Genomic DNA, 16,506 nt, shown 5'->3' with positions numbered 1-16,506 from the left:
CTCGCGCCCCGGCGGCTGCCGCCGGACGGCGCGTGCAGCAGGCCGGCGCCATCCGTCATGGCAGGCGGCGCCCGAATCGCAACCTCAATCCTCCACGGCGGCTTCGCCGCGCTGCTTGAGCAGCAAAATGGGTTCGCCGCCGGCGATGATGTCGGTCTGCACGGCGATGCGCGCGGCCTTGGGGTCGCGATTGCGGATGGCCGTGAGCAATGGGTAGTGGCCGTCGATCATCTCGCGGCCGCTGCTTGCATAGACCTGGGCGATCAAAGGGCCCATTTTCAGCCAGAGGCGCTGCAATACATCGAGCAGGATCGGCATGCGGGCGATCTTGCTGTACTCAAAATGGAAACGCTGGTTCAGGCCGACGGCGCTATAGGTGTCGCCGGCCTTGAGCGCGTTCTCGTTGGCGGCCACGATGGACTCAAGCCGTGCGATGTCCGCCAGGGTCGCCACCTCGGCCGTGCGAGCCGCGGCCATCCCTTCCAGTTCCAGGCGGATGTCGCGGATCTCGAGGTACTCCGCCAGGCTCACCTCATAGACGCGGATATCGCGCGGGCTGCGCATCACCAGCGCCCCGTCCTGCACCAGACGCAGAATGGCGTCGCGCACCGGCGTCACGCTGGTTCCCATGGTTTCGGCCAGTTCGCGAATGCGCAGGCGCTCGCCGGGCTTGAGCCCGCCCTCCATCAAAGCTTGCGACAGCCGCTGATACAACAGCGCGCCGATATTGCCTTCGGGATTCGGGTCAGGCGATAGAAGCGGGGCAGGGTGGGAAATCATGGGCGGGTATCAGGCCTTTCGGGCGGTGAAACCCGTATGCAATCACATTCTCGCCCGGTGGCGACATAATGCATCATAAAATAATCTGCTGTCCTTGTCGGCCCTGCGATGGTGCACGAGACGGTGCATGAGTCGCCGCAGTCTGGTGCAAGAGAAGCCTTTATTTGTGGGATTCTCGTTGCCATCTTTATTTTTGCGCGGGCTTTTTTTGTTGTTCATCGAGGGTTTGTACCTATTTGGCGCTTAGCCTGCTATGCCTCATGATGCATCATAATTTTTAGGGCATGTTGAGCGAGGGCGGTGGTGGGTAGCAAGCAAGACTTCGGGGCGGCACAGGCCGGGTTGCAGGGCGGTGACACGGTGTTGACCACTTCTCCTCCTGCCGTCACCAACGACGAGGCGGCGCAGATCGCGGCGCGGTATTTCGGGGGCGTCGGTCCCTGCGATCCGTTGACCGGGGAACGTGACCGCAATTTCCGCGGCAGCCGGCCTGACGGCAGCAAGTTCACGCTCAAGTTCATCAACCCCGCCGAGACGGTCGCCGAGACTGTCATGCAGATCGCCGTGCTCAAACACCTTGAGCCGCGCAGTCCCATGCCGGTGCCGCGGCATCTGGCGCCAGCCCTGGCCCATGGACAGGATTGGCTGGATTGGCCGGCCGCCGACGGCGAAGTGATCCGGGTGCGTGCTTACAGCTATCTCGAGGGCACCGCAGGCAGCCGCTTGCGCGCCGACGAGTCGGCATGGCGGGCCGTGGGTCAGGCCGCCGGGCAGCTCGATCTGGCCTTGCTTGGCTTCGATCATCCGGCGGCGCGGCGCGATTTTCTCTGGGACAGTTGCCGTGCGCCGCGCCTGCTGCCCTGGCTCGATGTCATTACCGACGCGCAACAACGCTTGGCCATCAATGACTTTCTGACGCGCTTCGAATCGCGGCTGGCGCGCTATCGCGCAGAGCTGCCCTGTCAGGTGATCCATAACGATCTGTCGCCCAGCAATATCCTGCTCGACCCGGAGGGCGGCACGGTGACCGGTGTGCTGGATTTTGGCGATATGGTGCACGCCCCGCGCATCGCCGAAGCCGCCATCGCCGCGTCGTACCACATGACGGATGCGACGGATCCCTTGCACACCCTGGCCTGTCTGCTCGACGGCTTTGACTCGGTCGCCCCGCTCAGCGCGCTGGAGCGCGAGCAAGCGCTGGACCTGGTGCTGGCGCGCTTGACGCAACGGATGGTGATCACCGCCCGCCGTGCGCTGCAGTTCCCGTCCAACCGTGCCTACATTCTGCGCAGCCAGGCTGCCGCTTCCCAGCTGTTTGACCGGCTGATCGAACCCTGGCAGCGCCACGCTGCATTCTGACGACGTCCATCATGACTTCTATTGCTTCCGATTCCGACCTTCTTGCCCGCCGGTCCGTGCTGGGCCCGGCGTACCGGCTGTTCTATGACACGCCTCTGCATCTGGTCAGGGGCGAGGATGTCTGGCTGTTCGACGCGGCCGGACGCCGCTATCTCGATGCCTACAACAACGTCCCGGTGGTGGGGCACGCCAACCCTGCCGTGGTGCAGGCCCTGGCCCGGCAGGCCGGCATTCTCAACACACACACGCGCTATCTGCACGACAACGTGGTGACGTACGCCGAGCGGCTGGCGGCGATGTTCCCCGCGGCGCTGGATACCGTCATGCTGACCTGCACCGGCAGCGAAGCCAACGACCTGGTTTTGCGCATCACCCGGGAGGCCACCGGCCGCCGGGGCATGATCGTCACGCGCAACGCGTATCACGGCGTCACGTTGGCCCTGGCCGAGATGTCGCCTTCGCTATTGCCGCCAAGCGATTATGTTCGCCTGGTCGACGCGCCGTCCGGCCCGCAGGGCGCCGCAGCCTTCGCCGAGGCGGTAGACGCCGCCGCCCGTGATCTCGCGGCAGCGGGCACCCCCGTGGCCGCCTTGCTGGTGGACACGGTATTCGCCAGCGATGGTGTGCACACGGAGGCACGGGATGCGCTGGCGGCCGGCGCGCGCGCCGTGCGCGCTCACGGTGGGCTTTTCATTGCCGACGAGGTGCAAGGCGGTTTTGGCCGCACCGGAAGCTGGTGGGCGTTTCAGCGCGATGACCTGGTGCCCGACATGGTGAGCCTGGGCAAGCCCATGGGCAACGGTCACCCGATCGCAGGCCTGGTCGCGCAGGGCGATCTGCTGACGAAGTTCGGCCAGCGCTGCCGCTACTTCAATACCTTTGGCGGCAACTCGGTCTCGGCCGCCGTCGGGATGGCGGTGCTCGACGAACTGCAGCGGATCGATGCCCCCGCTCATGCGGCGCGTGTCGGCGAGGCGCTGCAGCAGGGTCTGCTGGCGCTGGCCCGCCGCCATGCTGTCATCGGCGAGGTGCGCGGCGCCGGTCTGTACTGGGGCGTCGAGATGAAGCACGCCCCGCAGGCCGCGGCGGTCGTCAATGGCATGCGCCGCGATGGGGTGCTGATCAGCGCCAGCGGCGCGCAAGGCCAGGCCTTGAAGATCCGCCCGCCGCTCACCTTCCAACTGCAGCACGTCGACACACTGGTCAGCGCGCTGGATCGGGCCTGCCAGGCCTTGCAAGACAACCCCTCTTCAGCATCCCAGGATTGAAACCATGACGCACTACTCGCTCTGGCTCTCCGAGCCGAACTTCATCTGTACCGAAGTGGCTCTGGCCTGCGGGGTCAAGCGCGTGCTGCTGGACATCGAGCACGGCGCCTTTCCCATCGATAAGCTCAGCAGCTATGTCGCCTTTGCCAAGGCCAGCGGCATGCATGTGCTGGCCAAAGTGGCCGGGCCGACCGCCGAAGCCATTCAGCAGGCCATCGACGTCGGTGTGGACGGCGTGATCATCCCGCACATCACCAGCGCGGCGCAGGCACGCGAACTGTGCGCCACGGCCAAGTTTCCCCCGCGCGGCACGCGCAGCTACGCCGGCGGGCGCACGGTCAACTATATGGCGCCGCCCAGCGATTACTGCCAGCGAGAGGACGCGCGTCTGCTCTGCCTGCCCATGATCGAAAGCGCCGGCGCCATGGCCGAGGTCGAGGCCATTCTGGCGCTGGATACGGTCGACGGGATCTTCCCCGGGCCGACCGACCTGGCGCTCACGAGCGGCCGGGGCCAGTACGTCTTCGACGGCGAGAATCGCAAGGACCTCGAGCGTTGCGCCAAGGCCGCCCGCGCGGCCGGGAAGATCTGGGTCATGCCGGCCTGGACCGCCGCCGAGCGCGCGTTCGCCGTGGAGCACGGCGCGCAGGAGATCGTCGTCGGCACCCAAACCTCCCTGATCCGCAATGCCATTGTCGCCATGCAGAACACGCTGCGTGCCGAAGGCATCGCGATTGACTGAACCGCCTTCGGGCCGCGCATTTTTACAGGTGATTGCATGTCTACCAAGAACGCTCTGAAAGTCAGCTTGATTCAGACCAACCCCACGGATGACCGCCAGCGCAATATCCGTCAGGCCATTGCCCTGATGGAAGAAGCGATGCAGACGGATGCCCCCGATCTGCTGATTCTGCCGGAAAACTTTGACTTCTACGGCGGCGCCGCTGGCGAGAAACTGAAACAGGCGCAGCCCGCACCGGGCGGCGAGGCCTACGCGGCCATTCAGCAGTTTGCCGAACAGCACGGGGTGTGGGTGCATGCCGGATCCCTGGTCGAGAAGATCGAGGGCGATACGCGCGTCTACAACACCAGCGTGGTCTTTGACCGCAAGGGCAAAGAAGTGGCCCGGTACCGCAAGATCCACTTGTTCGACATCACCTCGCCCGATGGCATCAAGTACCACGAGTCGGCGACCGTCAAGCCCGGAGAGGACATCGTCACCTATGACCTCGAAGGGTTCACCATCGGCTGCGCCATTTGCTATGACATCCGCTTTGCCGAGCTGTTCATCGCGCTGGCCGACCGGGGGGCCGACGTCATCGTGCTGCCGGCCGCGTTCGCGCTGGGCACGGGCAAGGACCACTGGGAAGTGCTGGGCCGCGCCCGCGCCATCGAAACGCAAACGTATTTCCTGGCCCCCGGACAGATCGGCACGCATCACGCCAATGGCGTGGCGCGCCAAACCTACGGGCATTCGCTGGCCTGCGATCCCTGGGGCCATGTGATTGCCAAGGCTTCCGATTCGGTGGGCTTCGTGACGGTGCGCCTGACGCGCGCCGAACTGGACCGCGCGCGCGGCCTGATTCCCATGCGTGAACACCGGCGTCTGGGCCGCCACGTGGAGGCCTGAGATGAAATACCTGTTGAACGACATGCCGCCGGCGCTGGATCCTGCCATCACGCAGGCCTTTGCCGGCATCGAGACGGCCACCATCGGTCATTGGCATCTGTTCGGTTTCATGCGGCCGGAGATACGCGCCATGTTGCGCGGCAAGCATGTCGTGGGCACCGCCGTGACCGTGGCCATCCCCGCGTCGGATTCGACCCTGCTGCACCATGCCACCGGCATGCTGCGCCCGGGGGATGTCTTGATCGTCGATCGCCTGGGCGACAGCCACCACGCCTGCTGGGGCGGGGCGCTGACGATCGCGGCCAAGACCGCCGGCGCGGTGGGCGCAGTGGTTGACGGAGCCTGCACGGACATCGCGGAGATCGAGGCGTCGGATTTTCCGATCTGGGCCAAGGGCCTCTCGCCCATCACCACCCGGCTGCACAACCTCGGCGGCGGGATGAACATCCCCGTCTCCTGCGGCGGTGTTCCGGTTCTGCCCGGCGACATTGTCCTGGCCGACGACAGCGGGGTGCTGGTCATGCGCCGTGAAGAGGCCGTGGCGCTGGCCGAGCGGGCCGCACTCATCCAGAACCGTAGCAAGGGCCGCGAGGCCGAGGTCGCCAACGGCGCCAAGCTGGGCGAGGTCTCGGGCGCGACCAAGATGGTTATCGACAGTCTGGCCTAGCTTCGGGCCACCACGCAAACAAGGGGAAGAAATGATCGCTGTGAAAAACTTGGCCAGCTTAGGCCGGAAATGCGTCGTCGCTTTGGGTGGCGTGTTGCTGGCGGCCGCCGCAACCGCACAGACAACCGCCATCGTGGTGCCAGGCGGCGCCGGAGGCACGCCGGACATTCTGGCGCGCCAGATCGCTCAGGCGATCAGCAAGTCGACAGGCCGCAATGTCATCGTCGAGAACAAGCCGGGCGCCGGCGGCTCCATCGGGGGGCGCTTCGTGACCCGCGCGGCGCCGGATGGCTCGACCTTCCTGATGACCTCCAGCGGTATCACGGGCACGGCATCCCATATCTACCCGGACTATCACCCGCTGGAGAAGCTGGACCACATCTCCATTCTGGTGGACGTGCCGTTCGTCGTGGTGGCGCGCAATGACTTCCCGACCAAGACACCCCAGGAATTCCTGGACTACGTGCGCCAGCATCCCAAGAAAGTGACCTGGTCCAACGCCGGCACCGGCACGCACGGCCATCTGACGCAGATCCTGTTGCAACGCGCGACCGGCCTGCAGTTCGAGGTGATTCCGTACAAGGGCAGCATGCCCGCGCTGAACGACCTGATGGGCGGCCGTATCGATGCTGCGCTGGATAACGTCGCGACTTACAAGGCGCATATCGAGGCCGGCAAGGTCAAACCGATTTTCGTGACCAGCAAGCAGCGTGTGCCGTCCTTGCCGGACGTGCCGACCGCGCGTGAACTGGGCATAGATTTCGACAATGTGGCCTGGTATGCGCTGGCCGCGCCCAAGGGCACCTCGCCCAAGCTGTACGCCGATATCAAGCGTGCGCTGGACGAGAACTTCAACGTTCCCGAGATCCGTAAGCAATACGCCGATATGGGTATTTCGCTGGTCATCAGTTCGCAGGAAGAAGCGGAGCGTCGCGCTCGCGCCGATACTGAGACTTTTGGCAAGCTGATCAAGGAACTGGATCTGAGCAATCAATGATGCGGCTGTCATGCGCGGCGGCATCGCGCCGCGCATGACGTCACGGGCTTTATGACTATCTCGTTTCTCCATCCGACGCCCCCGAGCTGTCGTCGGTTTTACGGCGAACGCCACACCACCAGTCCGGAGGTTTCAAGATGACTGTACGCAAGACCATGCTGCTTACCGGCGCCAGCCGCGGGATAGGCCACGCCACCGTCAAACATTTCGGCTCCGCGGGCTGGCGAGTCCTGACGGTGTCGCGGCAGCCCTTCGACGCCAACTGCCCCTGGCCCGAGGGGCGTGCCAACCACGTTCAGCTGGACCTGGCCGACGTGAACCAGATGGAGAGCGCCATCGAAGAGATACGCTCGCGCCTGGACGGCGGCAAACTCGACGCCATCGTCAATAATGCGGCCATTTCGCCCAAGGCCGAGGGCGGCGCCCGCATGGGTGTGCTGCAAAGCGACTACGCGACCTGGCTGCGCGTGTTCAACGTCAATCTGTTTTCGACCGCCTTGATCGCCAAAGGCCTGTACCCGGAGCTCAAGGCAGCCAAGGGCATCGTGGTCAATGTGACTTCCATCGTGGGTTCGCGCGTGCATCCTTTCGCCGGGCCGGCGTACGCCGCGTCCAAGGCCGCGTTGATGGCCCTGACGCGAGAAATGGCGCATGAATTCGCGCCCGATGGCGTGCGCGTCAACGCAATCGCACCCGGCGAAATCGATACCTCGATTCTCTCGCCGGGCACCGACGAGATCGTGCAACGCGATATCCCCCTGCGCCGCCTGGGCAAGCCCGAAGAGGTCGCCGCGACGATTTACTTCCTGTGCACCTCCGGCGCGGCCTATATCAATGGCGCAGAGATACCCATCAATGGTGGGCAGCACGTCTGAGATCGGCGGCAGCCTCGGCTGACCCCGGTGCGGGCGCGACGCGCCGGCAGTAAGAACAAGGGCCGTGTCCACGACACGGCCCTTGTTCTTGGACGCGGCGGATGTCAGTCGTTGCCGCGCAGGCGGGCTTCCTGCAGATCGAGTTGCAGGACTTCGTTGCGGGCCAGCGCATCCGAGATGCGGTGGGTTCTGGCCAGCTGGTACACGGCGTGCCGCGAGGCGTCGATGGCTTCGAGACGCAATTCGCGCTCGATGCCCTGCAGCTTGGCCAGATCTTCGTCCGTGTGGGTTTCTATGCCCTGGCCGGCCTGATGCCGCAGATTGGCCGCCACGTCTTCCGAAATCTTGGTATAGAGGGGGGCGTCGTCCGGCCGGGCATCCACATGCCGCTTGACGGCCAGCGGCAGACTATCCAGCGCCGCCTTGAGTATCGTTTCCTGTGCCAGTGCGCGTTCCTGTTGCAAGCGGCTATTGGGCGGGAAATGCAGCCCATGCAGCAGGGCGGGCAGAGCGGCGCTGGCCAGCAGCAGGGAAAAGATGATGACCATGGCCGACAGGCTGATCGCCAGGTCGCGCGCCGGGAAGGGAATCCCGTCGCCCACGGTAAAGGGCAGCGTCATCACGCCGGCCAGCGTCACGGCGCCCCGCACGCCCGCCACGGACATGGCGAGGATGAGGCGTATGCCGATCGGCCGGGCGGGATGGCCGCGGCGGCGCGCGACGATGGCACTGATCTTCAGCGAGATCGATACCCAGATCAGCCGCACGATCATCAGCGCCAGGCAGATGGCCAGGCCGTAGAAGGGCAGCCAATACAGCGATTGTTCGCCGCTTTCGGTGGCGGCGCTGGACAGATTGGACAGAATGGTCGGGAACTGCTCGCCCAGCAGCACGAACATCATGCCATTGAGCGTGAACTGAATCATGTTCCAGACGGTGGCGCGCTCGACCCGGGTGGCGGCCGACTGCCGGCCAGACATTTCGGCGTAGCTCATGGTGATGCCCGCCGTGACCGCGGCCAGAATGCCGGAGGCGCCGGCATGCTCGGCCACCAGGTAGACGAAGAAGGGCAGCAACAGGCTCAGCAGGACGTCGGTGCGCGGTTCGAACCCGAAGCGGCGCGAGAAGACCGAGCGTGCCCGCATCAGGGCCAGGGTCAGGCCCGCGCCGATGCCCACGCCGGCAAAGGTGAGCCAGAGAAAGCTCAGCGCGGCGTTGGTCAGGGAGAAACTGCCGGTCAGCGCCACGGCGACCGCAAGACGGAAGGCGACCAGGCCGCTGGCGTCATTGAACAGCGATTCGCCCTCGAGGATGGCCAGCATGCGGCGGGGCATGGGCGCGCGCTTGGCGATGGCTTCCACCGCGACCGGATCCGTGGGCGACACGATGGCGGCAATGGCCAGCGCCACCGGCAGGGGAATGGACGGGATCATCCAGTGGATGAAATACCCCACGCCCAGCACCGTGAGAAAGACCAGCCCGAAAGCCAGTTGCGTGATGGACGAGGCCTCTCGCAGCACCGCGATCTTGGAGACGCGCCAGCCGTCGAGAAACAGCAGCGGCGGCAGGAAAAGCAGAAAGAAAATATCCGGCTCGATCAGGACCCCGCGCTGGAACACGCTGGCGACGACAAAGCCCAGCCCGATCTGGATGAAGGGCAGCGGGATGGCCGAGGGCAACAGTTTGGCGAGCACGCCGCTGAGAACGACAGCGACCAGCATGGCCATGATGATGGAGAAAGTGCTCATCGCGGGGCTCCTGCGCCTGCGCTCGCCGGCTCAGCGGCGGGGTGGGATATGACGGTGTCGAGCCTGCCCAGGGCAAAGGCCAGAGAGACCGCGGCGACCTGCGCCGCGGCGTGGGCATCGTTGCGGGCCAGCCTGGCCGTGAGCAGCCCGTTGGCGGCTTCGGTCGCCACGGTGACGGTGCCCATGCCCAGGCGGTAGGCCTCGAAGGCCGCGTCATAGGTGGTTTTGGACGTGTCCACCAGCGAGGTGGCGGCGTCATAGGATTCCAGCGACGTATCGAGCAGATTGCTGGCCACGACGATTTCGCTCATGGCCGCGTTGCGCAGTTTCTCCAGCCCGGCCTGGGCGGCCTGGACGCGGGACTTGGCGTCGTGCAGCCGGGAGCTGCGCATGCCGCCGTCATACAGCGGCATGGTGACGCCCAACAGGATGCCGCGGGTGGCGCCGCTGCTGGTCAGGCCGGATGCCGGCCCGATGGACAGGTCATTATGGTTACCCATATAGAACCCTGCCATATAGACCTTGGGCAGAAAGTCGGCGTCGGCGACGTCCACCGCGTTTTCGGCGGCTTTCAGGGCGGCGATGCTGGCCATGATGTCGGGCCGGTCGGCCAGGGCTTGTTGCAACACGCTGGCCGAGGGCAGTTGCTCGTGCGAGGGCAGCGCTGCCTTGGTGCTGTCGGCAATGCGCAAGGCAGTGCCCGGACCCAGGCTCAAGGTGTCGAGCAGGGCCTGGTAGGCATTGCGTTCCATGCCGGCACTGCGGGTCGATTGCAGGCGCGCCTGAGCCACGAGCTGCCTGGCCTGGGCTTCTTCGACGGTGGTGGCCAGGCCGCTTTTGCGTTTGGCCAGCACGGCTTCGAGCACATCCTGGCTGTTCTTGAGCATGGCGGTGCTGATGCGGGTGCGCTGGCGCGCCGCGCCATACTCATAATAAGTGCGGCTGACGTCGAAGATCAGTTTCTGGTGCGCGGCGTTGAACAGATAGTTGGCGCCCAGGGAGAGATTCTGAGCCGCCTGGCTGGCGGCCGAGCGCATGCCGAAATCGAACAGCAGCCACTCCATGGTGAGGATGGGGTCGGTGCCGCTGATATTGGATTTCAGTTCGGGCCGGTAACCCAGCACTTCCTGGTAGCGCCTGTCCAGCGCCAGGCGGCCGGTGATGACACTGGCCGACAAGCGCGGCAGATAGGTCGACTCGGCCAGACCGACCGCCGAGGCGGCTTGCCGGGCCTGGTTCCAGGCCAAGCGGGTGGCCGGATTGTTGCGTTGAGCCAGATCGATGAGCGCGGCCAGGTTGTATTCCTGCTCGGCATCGATCGGCGTGGCGGCCGCCGCCGGGCCTTGCACGGCGAGGGTGCGCCAGCCGGCCGGGGGCGGCGGGGCCTCCCAGGCCCGTCCGGCCGACGGCGGCGCATGGTCCACGCCGCTGGCGCAGGCGGTCAACAGGGCGCAGCTGAACAGTGCGGCCCAACGTGCAGGGGCGGATGGCGACCGGTCAGCGAACATCGATGAGCGTCTCAAGATGGTGAATGGATTGGTCCAGGCGAGGGCCGGTGGCAGGCGCGCTGGCCGGGGCCGGAGCGGGTTTGAGGTCGCCGGAACTCAAATGATGCAGCCGTTGCGCGGCGCTGTCATCTGCCGGCGGCGCCAGTAACAACTGCAGGCTGGCCTGCTCGACGGACTCGCAGATGTCCTCGATTTGCGCCATGACGGCGTCCGTCGGGCGGTGCCGATAGACCTCGAAGCGGGCATATCCCAGGGACTGCCGTGTCTGATCGAGCGCCGCGGCGACTTTGGAGGCTTCCTGCACGCAGATGTCGCGGGTCTGTTGGACATTGTCGGCACGGGCCGGCGCGGCCATCAGCGCGAGATGGGCCAGCGCCTGACGTACCGTGTCCCAGCCGCGGGTCAGCACGCTGACCGGCCAGAACTGGGTAAACATGATGAACAGCACCACATTGCCCAACAGGACGCCGACGATACGGTCGCGCGCCGTATCCATGTCGAAGGTCGGGCCCGAGCCTTGCAGCACGGTCAGCAGAAAGGCCAGCGCGATCTGCACCCCAGCATAGGAGACGCGGTCATTGCCCACGGCCACCCAGGCCGACAGCAGCGTGCCGAAGAACACCAGCAGCATGATGGAGCCCACGGAGGTCATGTGCGGCATCAGAAAAACGATGGAGCCTATGCCCAGCGCCGCGCCGATCAGGCAACCGGTAATGCGCAGCACCAGTTTGTGCGTGGTTTCGGCCACCGAACCCAGCGCCGCGACATAGCAGGTGATCATGGCGGTGTGGATGCCTTGCCATTGCACGGCGGTATAGGCCAGATAGCAGAGGATGGCCGCGGCGGTCGTCTTGATGGCGTAGCGCACATGGATGGGGTTGCTCACCGCATCCGCGCGCATGAAAGGATCACCCTTGGCCGGGGCAGGGTAGTCGGCGGGCGTGCCGGCCATCTGCTGCAGCGCATGGTGGATTCGTGCCAGGCTATCCGAGGTGCTGCCCGCTGCCGGCGCGGGCGCCGCTTGCCCGCGCCCGAAGGCGGCTGCCGCCTCACGCAGCGCCTGCGCCAGGCGGGTGCGCTCGTCGGCGGGCAGATCCGGCGGCAGCAAGAGGATGGCCGAGGCGATGCGATAACTTTCCAGCAGGCCGCGGGCCACGCGGCGCAGCTCGGCGCGGGGAGCCAAGGCCAGCAGTTTGGTCATCGACAACTGCTTGAGGGGGATTTCCTGGCCGGCGCCGATCTGTTCTTGCAGGCGGGTCGCCGCCGCGGGGTGCTCCAGGGCGTCCGCGCAGGCGGACAAGCGTTCGCGGAGCGTGGCGCGCAACTGGGTCAGGGGACGGCGGCCGATGGTGAGGCTGACAGACAGGACGCAGGCCATGGGCATGGTGGCCATCAGCCAGGCATAGAGAATCCCGCGCGTGGCGGCTTCGCCCACGGGCACGTAATCCAGCAGCGTCAGGACAAAGGCCAGCACCAGCGCGATGATGCCGCCCAGCTCGCCCAGCTTGCTGGCCGAGCCGAGGTAGAGCAGGGGCAGGGAGGTGGCGGCAATGGCCAGGATGCGCAGCGCTGGCGTGTCTATCGTCCATTGCGTGATCAGAAACATCAGCACGACCACGATCGCCACCAGGACGGTCAGGGCGATCGCCAGGATGGAGCTTTCGGCGGCATCCGGCTTCATGACGAAGAAGATCAGGTAGCAACTGATGGCCGCTTCGGGGATGCCGTAGACGGCCGCCATCATCGTGGTCAGGGCGCAGGTCAGCGCGATCCGCCAGGCCTGAGCGAAACGTCCCGCAAACGGGTCGATCAGGTCATGACATGCCAGGCGCAGAAAATCGCCCCAGGATTCAGCACTTTTCATCGGGATTGATGATGACGGTCGCGGAGGCTCCCATGCGCATCAATTCGGCGGGGGGATCTTTCAGCAGGATGCGCACCGGAAAGCGCTGCCCGACGCGCACCCAGTTCAGGCTCTTGGGCACATAGGGCAGGCTGCGCGGAATCGGAATCAGGTCTTCGGAGGCGACCCCCCATCCCATCGAGTCCACGACGCCGGAAATCGGGCGTGAGCGATCCTGGGCGACATACACGCGCGCGCAGGTGCCGGGCTTGATGGCGTCGAGCTCGGTTTCCAGGAAGGTAGCCGAGGCCCACCAGCGGGTGGTGTCTATGAGGGAGAACGCCGATTGACCCGGCAGGAAGTAATTGCCGTTGGCCGCGGACATGCCCGCCACGCGACCGTCATTGGGAGCGCGGACCTCGGTGTCGTTGAGTTGGCGCTGGGCGATGGCCAGGCGCGCGTGGGCCTCGGAGACCAGGGCTTGCGCGCCTTCGGTATCCCCGACCAGGGACTTGGCGGCTTCCTGCTGGGCCAGCGCCTCTTTCAGACTCGTTTCGGCGTTGCGCTTCAGGGTGCGGGCATCTTCGACTTGCTGGGTCGTGACGTAACCCTTGGGCTGCAAGCCGAGCAGGCGCTGCAGGGTGCTGCTGGTCTGCGCGAGGTTGATCCTGGCGCGCTCGACCTGTTCGGCCGCGATCGCGGCATTGGACGTTTCGGCCGACACGGAACGGCGGCGGGTGGACAATGCCGCCTCGGCGGCCTGCACTCCGGCGCGCGCCTGCTCGAGCTGCAGGCGATAGAACTCCGGGTCAATGGTAAAGAGCAGCTGACCCTTCTTGACGGCGTCGTTCTCGTGCACCGAGAGCTGGTCCAGGCGTCCGGGCACCGAGGGCGCCATGCGCGCGACATTGGCCGTGATGACCGCTTCCTCGGACAGCGGGCGGGCGGCGATGCGGGCGAAATACGCCCAGCCCAGGCCGATGGCCAGGGCAAGGCAAACCAGCATGAGCAAGACGGCGAAGCGGCGGCTGTGGCCGTGTTCGGTAGGGGCGGGCGGCATGTCAGCGGGCGAAAATCAACAGAGAAAGCATGAACATGACCGCGGCGGCAAAGGCCAGATAGGTCAGTAGATGCAAGGGCAGGTACTCATCCAGCCCACGGCGGACCAGGATGACGCGCAGCAGTACGGCGGCGATGCATCCGCCGATGGCGCAGGGAATCCACGAGGGGAAATAAGAGTGGAAAACGACGACGTAAGGGGGGCGGCTGGTACTGCATCCCGCAAGAAAGGGCAGGAGAGCCGCGAGCAAAACCAGCACGCGGTGGCCGGCAGGCCGTTGCGACTTCCTCAAAGCAGTGCTCTCCGAAAAACCATGGTCTTGCCGTAGGTGGCGCAGTGAAAACAAGGCCGCCGAGAGACTCGGCGGCGCTGACTTGCTGGCGGGGTTGGCCTTGCGCAGACTGTACACGAATGTAAGCGTCTACGAAATCCGTACGTAACAGGCTACGGATGGCCGGCCAACCCCTGCGGCGGGCTTAGGCGTGCTTGAACGAACCCGACTCGTCCTCGGTGCCCTGCACGGACACCGGGTGCTTGGCGAAGTAATCCAAGGCACGGCGGAAGTCCTCGATCAGCAGCGAGGCGAGGTCGCGGCTGACGCCATGGCGCACCAGGATGCGCTGCACGACGAGATCTTCACGGTTGGCGGGCATCGAGTAGGCCGGCACTTGCCAGCCACGCGAGCGGAGCCGGTCCGCGAGGTCATAGAGGTTAAAGCCCAGCTTCTGGCCATCCTTGATCTTCCAGCACAGTGCCGGAATGCCCTTGTCGGGGCTGCCGTCAAAAATGATCTCGAACGGGCCGAGCTTGGCGATCTCTTCGGAGAGATAGCGCGCGGTGTCGTAGCATGCGCTTTGGACGCGGGTGTAGCCCTCTTTGCCCAGACGCAGGAAGTTGTAGTACTGCGCTACGATCTGGCCGCCCGGGCGCGAGAAGTTCAGCGCGAACGTGGGCATGTTGCCGCCCAGGTAGTTCACGTTGAAGATCAGTTCTTCCGGCAGGTTGGCCGCGTCACGCCAGACCACCCAACCCACTCCCAGGGGAGCCAGGCCGAATTTGTGGCCGGAAGTGTTGATCGAGACCACGCGCGGCAGGCGGAAGTCCCACAGCAGATCCGGAGCGCAGAAGGGGGCCAGGAAGCCGCCGCTGGCGCCGTCGACGTGGATGGGGATATCCAGGCCCTTTTCTTTCTGCAGCTTGTCCAGCGCGTCGCTGACTTCCTTGACCGGCTCGTAGTTGCAAGTGAAGGTGACGCCCAGCGTCGGCACCACGCCGATGGTGTTTTCGTCGACCCGCTTGAGCACTTCCTCGGCGGTCATGGTCAGGCGGCCATGTTCCATCGGGATTTCGCGCAGTTCGACGTCGAAGTAGCGGGCAAACTTGTGCCAGCAAATCTGGACCGGACCGCAGATCAGGTTGGGCTTGTCGGTGGACAGGCCGGCGGCGGCGCGCTTTTTGCGCCATGCCCACTTCAGGGCCAGGCCGCCAAGCATGGCGGCTTCGGACGAGCCGGTCGTCGAGCAACCCAGGGTGTTGGTCGCATCGGGCGAGTGCCAAAGGTCGGCAAGCATGTGTACGCAGCGGGCCTCGATCTCGGCCGTTTGCGGATACTCATCCTTGTCGATCATGTTCTTGTCGATGCACTCATCCATCAGCTTGTGGATTTCTTCGTCCACCCACGTCTGGCAGAACGTCGCGAGGTTCTGACGCGAATTTCCGTCGAGCATCAGCTCGTCATGCACCACCTGGTAAGCATGGCGCGCGGCGTGTTCGTCTTCCGGAAACTTGTACTTGGGCATCGCGACCGAGAGATCGGTCGATGCGTAGACGTCATCGAGGAGGTCTGCGCGGATGGCGTCTTTGGCGTGCAAAGGCATTTGAGATCCTTGTGAAGCTTGGAGCAAGTACTTAGGTGAAGCTGGTGTGACGCCAGCACGGCGTCACACCGCACATGGACTTACGGCTTGATCTTGCCCCAGCTTTGCACGAGCGCGTCGCGCAGCGCGATCTTGGGGTTTTCCTTGCAATAGGTCAGCAGTTCGGGCTTGACCTTGGTGATGCCTTCGACGTCCAGAACCTCGGCGTCGGGCTTGCCCTTGCGGTTCAGGGCTTCGGCAAAGCCGAGCACGGTGGGGCGATAGGATTCATCGACTGCCAGGTAGTCGCTGCACAGCCAGAGCGGAACGGCTTTCTTGGTGTCGGCATGGGCCACACCAGCGGCGCTTGCCACGCCAAACATCGTCAACGCCAGGATTGCATTTTTCATTTCTCATTCCTCAGTGATTGGGCTACTGAACTGAAGCTCCAGGAACATCGCCCCGGTCAAGGGAGCCAGCTTGGCGGGGCCTATTCGCGGCTAAACCGTGAAAAAAGCGGTTACTCAGATGAAGTCATGGACTGATGGAAAACGCCACTTCAGAATGTGTGAAATTGCATATTCGTGTGGAGAATGCCATCAACAATGATGATTGTTGTGAGCATATGCGCAGATAGTTGTTGTGGAGCTAACTCAAGGTATCAAAATGTAATCGTTGCGTTTACGGCACATGTCGCCATTTCAAGATGGTGCGGCCATAAATATCTGTGGTTCCATACTCGCAAGTTGCGCAATAACGTCGTTCAATCAGCCCCGCTGTTTTGTCCGGCTAAAGCTATTTGTTTGCAGTCCGCTTCCCGTCACCCGGCGGCAAGCGCGGCTGCACCGCCGTGTTTTTGTTTGTCTTGCTTTACCGATTGGCCCTCTTATTTGCGTTGTTTCTGGATTCTTGAAG

Annotated in this window: 15 protein-coding genes; 7 read left to right on the top strand and 8 right to left on the bottom strand. The window is 64.6% G+C overall.

Annotation, left to right across the window (positions count from 1 at the left end; translation table 11 throughout):
• Positions 1-84 precede the first annotated feature (84 nt).
• Positions 85-780, bottom strand: a complete 696-nt coding sequence (locus CAL22_RS13535; protein WP_094814104.1) for a GntR family transcriptional regulator — start codon at positions 778-780, stop codon at positions 85-87.
• A gap of 303 nt (positions 781-1,083) precedes the next feature.
• Between CAL22_RS13535 and CAL22_RS13530 the strand changes: the two genes are divergently transcribed.
• From CAL22_RS13530 to CAL22_RS13500, 7 genes are all read left to right on the top strand, one after another.
• Positions 1,084-2,139, top strand: coding sequence for a phosphotransferase (locus tag CAL22_RS13530; protein ID WP_167383640.1), 1,056 nt, complete (start codon positions 1,084-1,086; stop codon positions 2,137-2,139).
• 11 nt (positions 2,140-2,150) lie between these two features.
• Positions 2,151-3,407, top strand: coding sequence for an aspartate aminotransferase family protein (locus CAL22_RS13525; RefSeq protein WP_094814100.1), 1,257 nt, complete (start codon positions 2,151-2,153; stop codon positions 3,405-3,407).
• Between the two features lie 4 nt (positions 3,408-3,411).
• Positions 3,412-4,149, top strand: coding sequence for an HpcH/HpaI aldolase family protein (locus tag CAL22_RS13520; RefSeq protein WP_094814098.1), 738 nt, complete (start codon positions 3,412-3,414; stop codon positions 4,147-4,149).
• Between the two features lie 36 nt (positions 4,150-4,185).
• Positions 4,186-5,037: a carbon-nitrogen hydrolase family protein gene (locus CAL22_RS13515; protein WP_244193886.1), complete on the top strand. Its 852-nt coding sequence runs from the start codon at positions 4,186-4,188 to the stop codon at positions 5,035-5,037.
• 1 nt (position 5,038) lies between these two features.
• Positions 5,039-5,704, top strand: coding sequence for an RraA family protein (locus tag CAL22_RS13510; RefSeq protein WP_094814096.1), 666 nt, complete (start codon positions 5,039-5,041; stop codon positions 5,702-5,704).
• 31 nt (positions 5,705-5,735) lie between these two features.
• On the top strand, positions 5,736-6,701 hold the full coding sequence (locus CAL22_RS13505; RefSeq protein WP_094814094.1) for a tripartite tricarboxylate transporter substrate binding protein: 966 nt from the start codon (positions 5,736-5,738) through the stop codon (positions 6,699-6,701).
• Positions 6,702-6,838: 137 nt separating this feature from the next.
• Positions 6,839-7,576 (top strand): SDR family NAD(P)-dependent oxidoreductase, encoded by a 738-nt coding sequence (locus CAL22_RS13500; protein WP_094814092.1) that lies wholly within the window; start codon positions 6,839-6,841, stop codon positions 7,574-7,576.
• Positions 7,577-7,680: 104 nt separating this feature from the next.
• On the opposite strand, the gene CAL22_RS13495 is transcribed toward CAL22_RS13500, so the two are convergent.
• The 7 genes from CAL22_RS13495 to hdeA form a co-directional block, all read right to left on the bottom strand.
• Positions 7,681-9,324 carry a Na+/H+ antiporter gene (locus CAL22_RS13495; protein ID WP_094814090.1) on the bottom strand — a complete coding sequence of 548 codons (1,644 nt, stop codon included), beginning with the start codon at positions 9,322-9,324 and terminating at the stop codon, positions 7,681-7,683.
• A complete protein-coding gene (locus tag CAL22_RS13490; RefSeq protein WP_244193885.1) occupies positions 9,321-10,769 on the bottom strand; it encodes a TolC family protein in 1,449 nt (482 codons plus the stop codon). The genes CAL22_RS13495 and CAL22_RS13490 overlap by 4 nt, the downstream gene beginning before the upstream one ends.
• 52 nt (positions 10,770-10,821) lie before the next feature.
• On the bottom strand, positions 10,822-12,696 hold the full coding sequence (locus CAL22_RS13485) for an FUSC family protein (RefSeq protein WP_094814086.1): 1,875 nt from the start codon (positions 12,694-12,696) through the stop codon (positions 10,822-10,824).
• Positions 12,683-13,735, bottom strand: coding sequence for a multidrug transporter subunit MdtN (gene mdtN / locus CAL22_RS13480; protein WP_094814084.1), 1,053 nt, complete (start codon positions 13,733-13,735; stop codon positions 12,683-12,685). The genes CAL22_RS13485 and mdtN overlap by 14 nt, the downstream gene beginning before the upstream one ends.
• A gap of 1 nt (position 13,736) precedes the next feature.
• Positions 13,737-14,027 carry a hypothetical protein gene (locus tag CAL22_RS13475; protein ID WP_094814082.1) on the bottom strand — a complete coding sequence of 97 codons (291 nt, stop codon included), beginning with the start codon at positions 14,025-14,027 and terminating at the stop codon, positions 13,737-13,739.
• 184 nt (positions 14,028-14,211) lie between these two features.
• Positions 14,212-15,612, bottom strand: coding sequence for a glutamate decarboxylase (locus CAL22_RS13470; RefSeq protein WP_094814080.1), 1,401 nt, complete (start codon positions 15,610-15,612; stop codon positions 14,212-14,214).
• A gap of 80 nt (positions 15,613-15,692) precedes the next feature.
• The gene (gene hdeA, locus CAL22_RS13465) at positions 15,693-16,001 is read right to left on the bottom strand and encodes an acid-activated periplasmic chaperone HdeA (RefSeq protein WP_094814078.1); all 309 of its coding nucleotides are present in this window, start codon (positions 15,999-16,001) and stop codon (positions 15,693-15,695) included.
• Between the last annotated feature and the right edge of the window lie 505 nt (positions 16,002-16,506).

The organism is Bordetella genomosp. 12 (assembly GCF_002261355.1).
Classification (GTDB): Bacteria; Pseudomonadota; Gammaproteobacteria; order Burkholderiales; family Burkholderiaceae_B; genus Bordetella.
Note: the sequence above shows the minus strand (reverse complement) of the source record. Positions and strands in the feature narration are given on the sequence as shown.

Excerpts from the sequence above, each read along its gene's own strand:
- CAL22_RS13470 (WP_094814080.1), bottom strand. The coding sequence starts at position 15,612 with ATGCCTTTGCACGCCAAAGACGCCATCCGCGCAGACCTCCTCGATGAC.
- CAL22_RS13535 (WP_094814104.1), bottom strand. The coding sequence starts at position 780 with ATGATTTCCCACCCTGCCCCGCTTCTATCGCCTGACCCGAATCCCGAA.
- CAL22_RS13500 (WP_094814092.1), top strand. The coding sequence starts at position 6,839 with ATGACTGTACGCAAGACCATGCTGCTTACCGGCGCCAGCCGCGGGATA.
- CAL22_RS13495 (WP_094814090.1), bottom strand. The coding sequence starts at position 9,324 with ATGAGCACTTTCTCCATCATCATGGCCATGCTGGTCGCTGTCGTTCTC.
- CAL22_RS13505 (WP_094814094.1), top strand. The coding sequence starts at position 5,736 with ATGATCGCTGTGAAAAACTTGGCCAGCTTAGGCCGGAAATGCGTCGTC.
- hdeA (WP_094814078.1), bottom strand. The coding sequence starts at position 16,001 with ATGAAAAATGCAATCCTGGCGTTGACGATGTTTGGCGTGGCAAGCGCC.
- mdtN (WP_094814084.1), bottom strand. The coding sequence starts at position 13,735 with ATGCCGCCCGCCCCTACCGAACACGGCCACAGCCGCCGCTTCGCCGTC.
- CAL22_RS13515 (WP_244193886.1), top strand. The coding sequence starts at position 4,186 with ATGTCTACCAAGAACGCTCTGAAAGTCAGCTTGATTCAGACCAACCCC.
- CAL22_RS13510 (WP_094814096.1), top strand. The coding sequence starts at position 5,039 with ATGAAATACCTGTTGAACGACATGCCGCCGGCGCTGGATCCTGCCATC.
- CAL22_RS13520 (WP_094814098.1), top strand. The coding sequence starts at position 3,412 with ATGACGCACTACTCGCTCTGGCTCTCCGAGCCGAACTTCATCTGTACC.
- CAL22_RS13485 (WP_094814086.1), bottom strand. The coding sequence starts at position 12,696 with ATGAAAAGTGCTGAATCCTGGGGCGATTTTCTGCGCCTGGCATGTCAT.
- CAL22_RS13525 (WP_094814100.1), top strand. The coding sequence starts at position 2,151 with ATGACTTCTATTGCTTCCGATTCCGACCTTCTTGCCCGCCGGTCCGTG.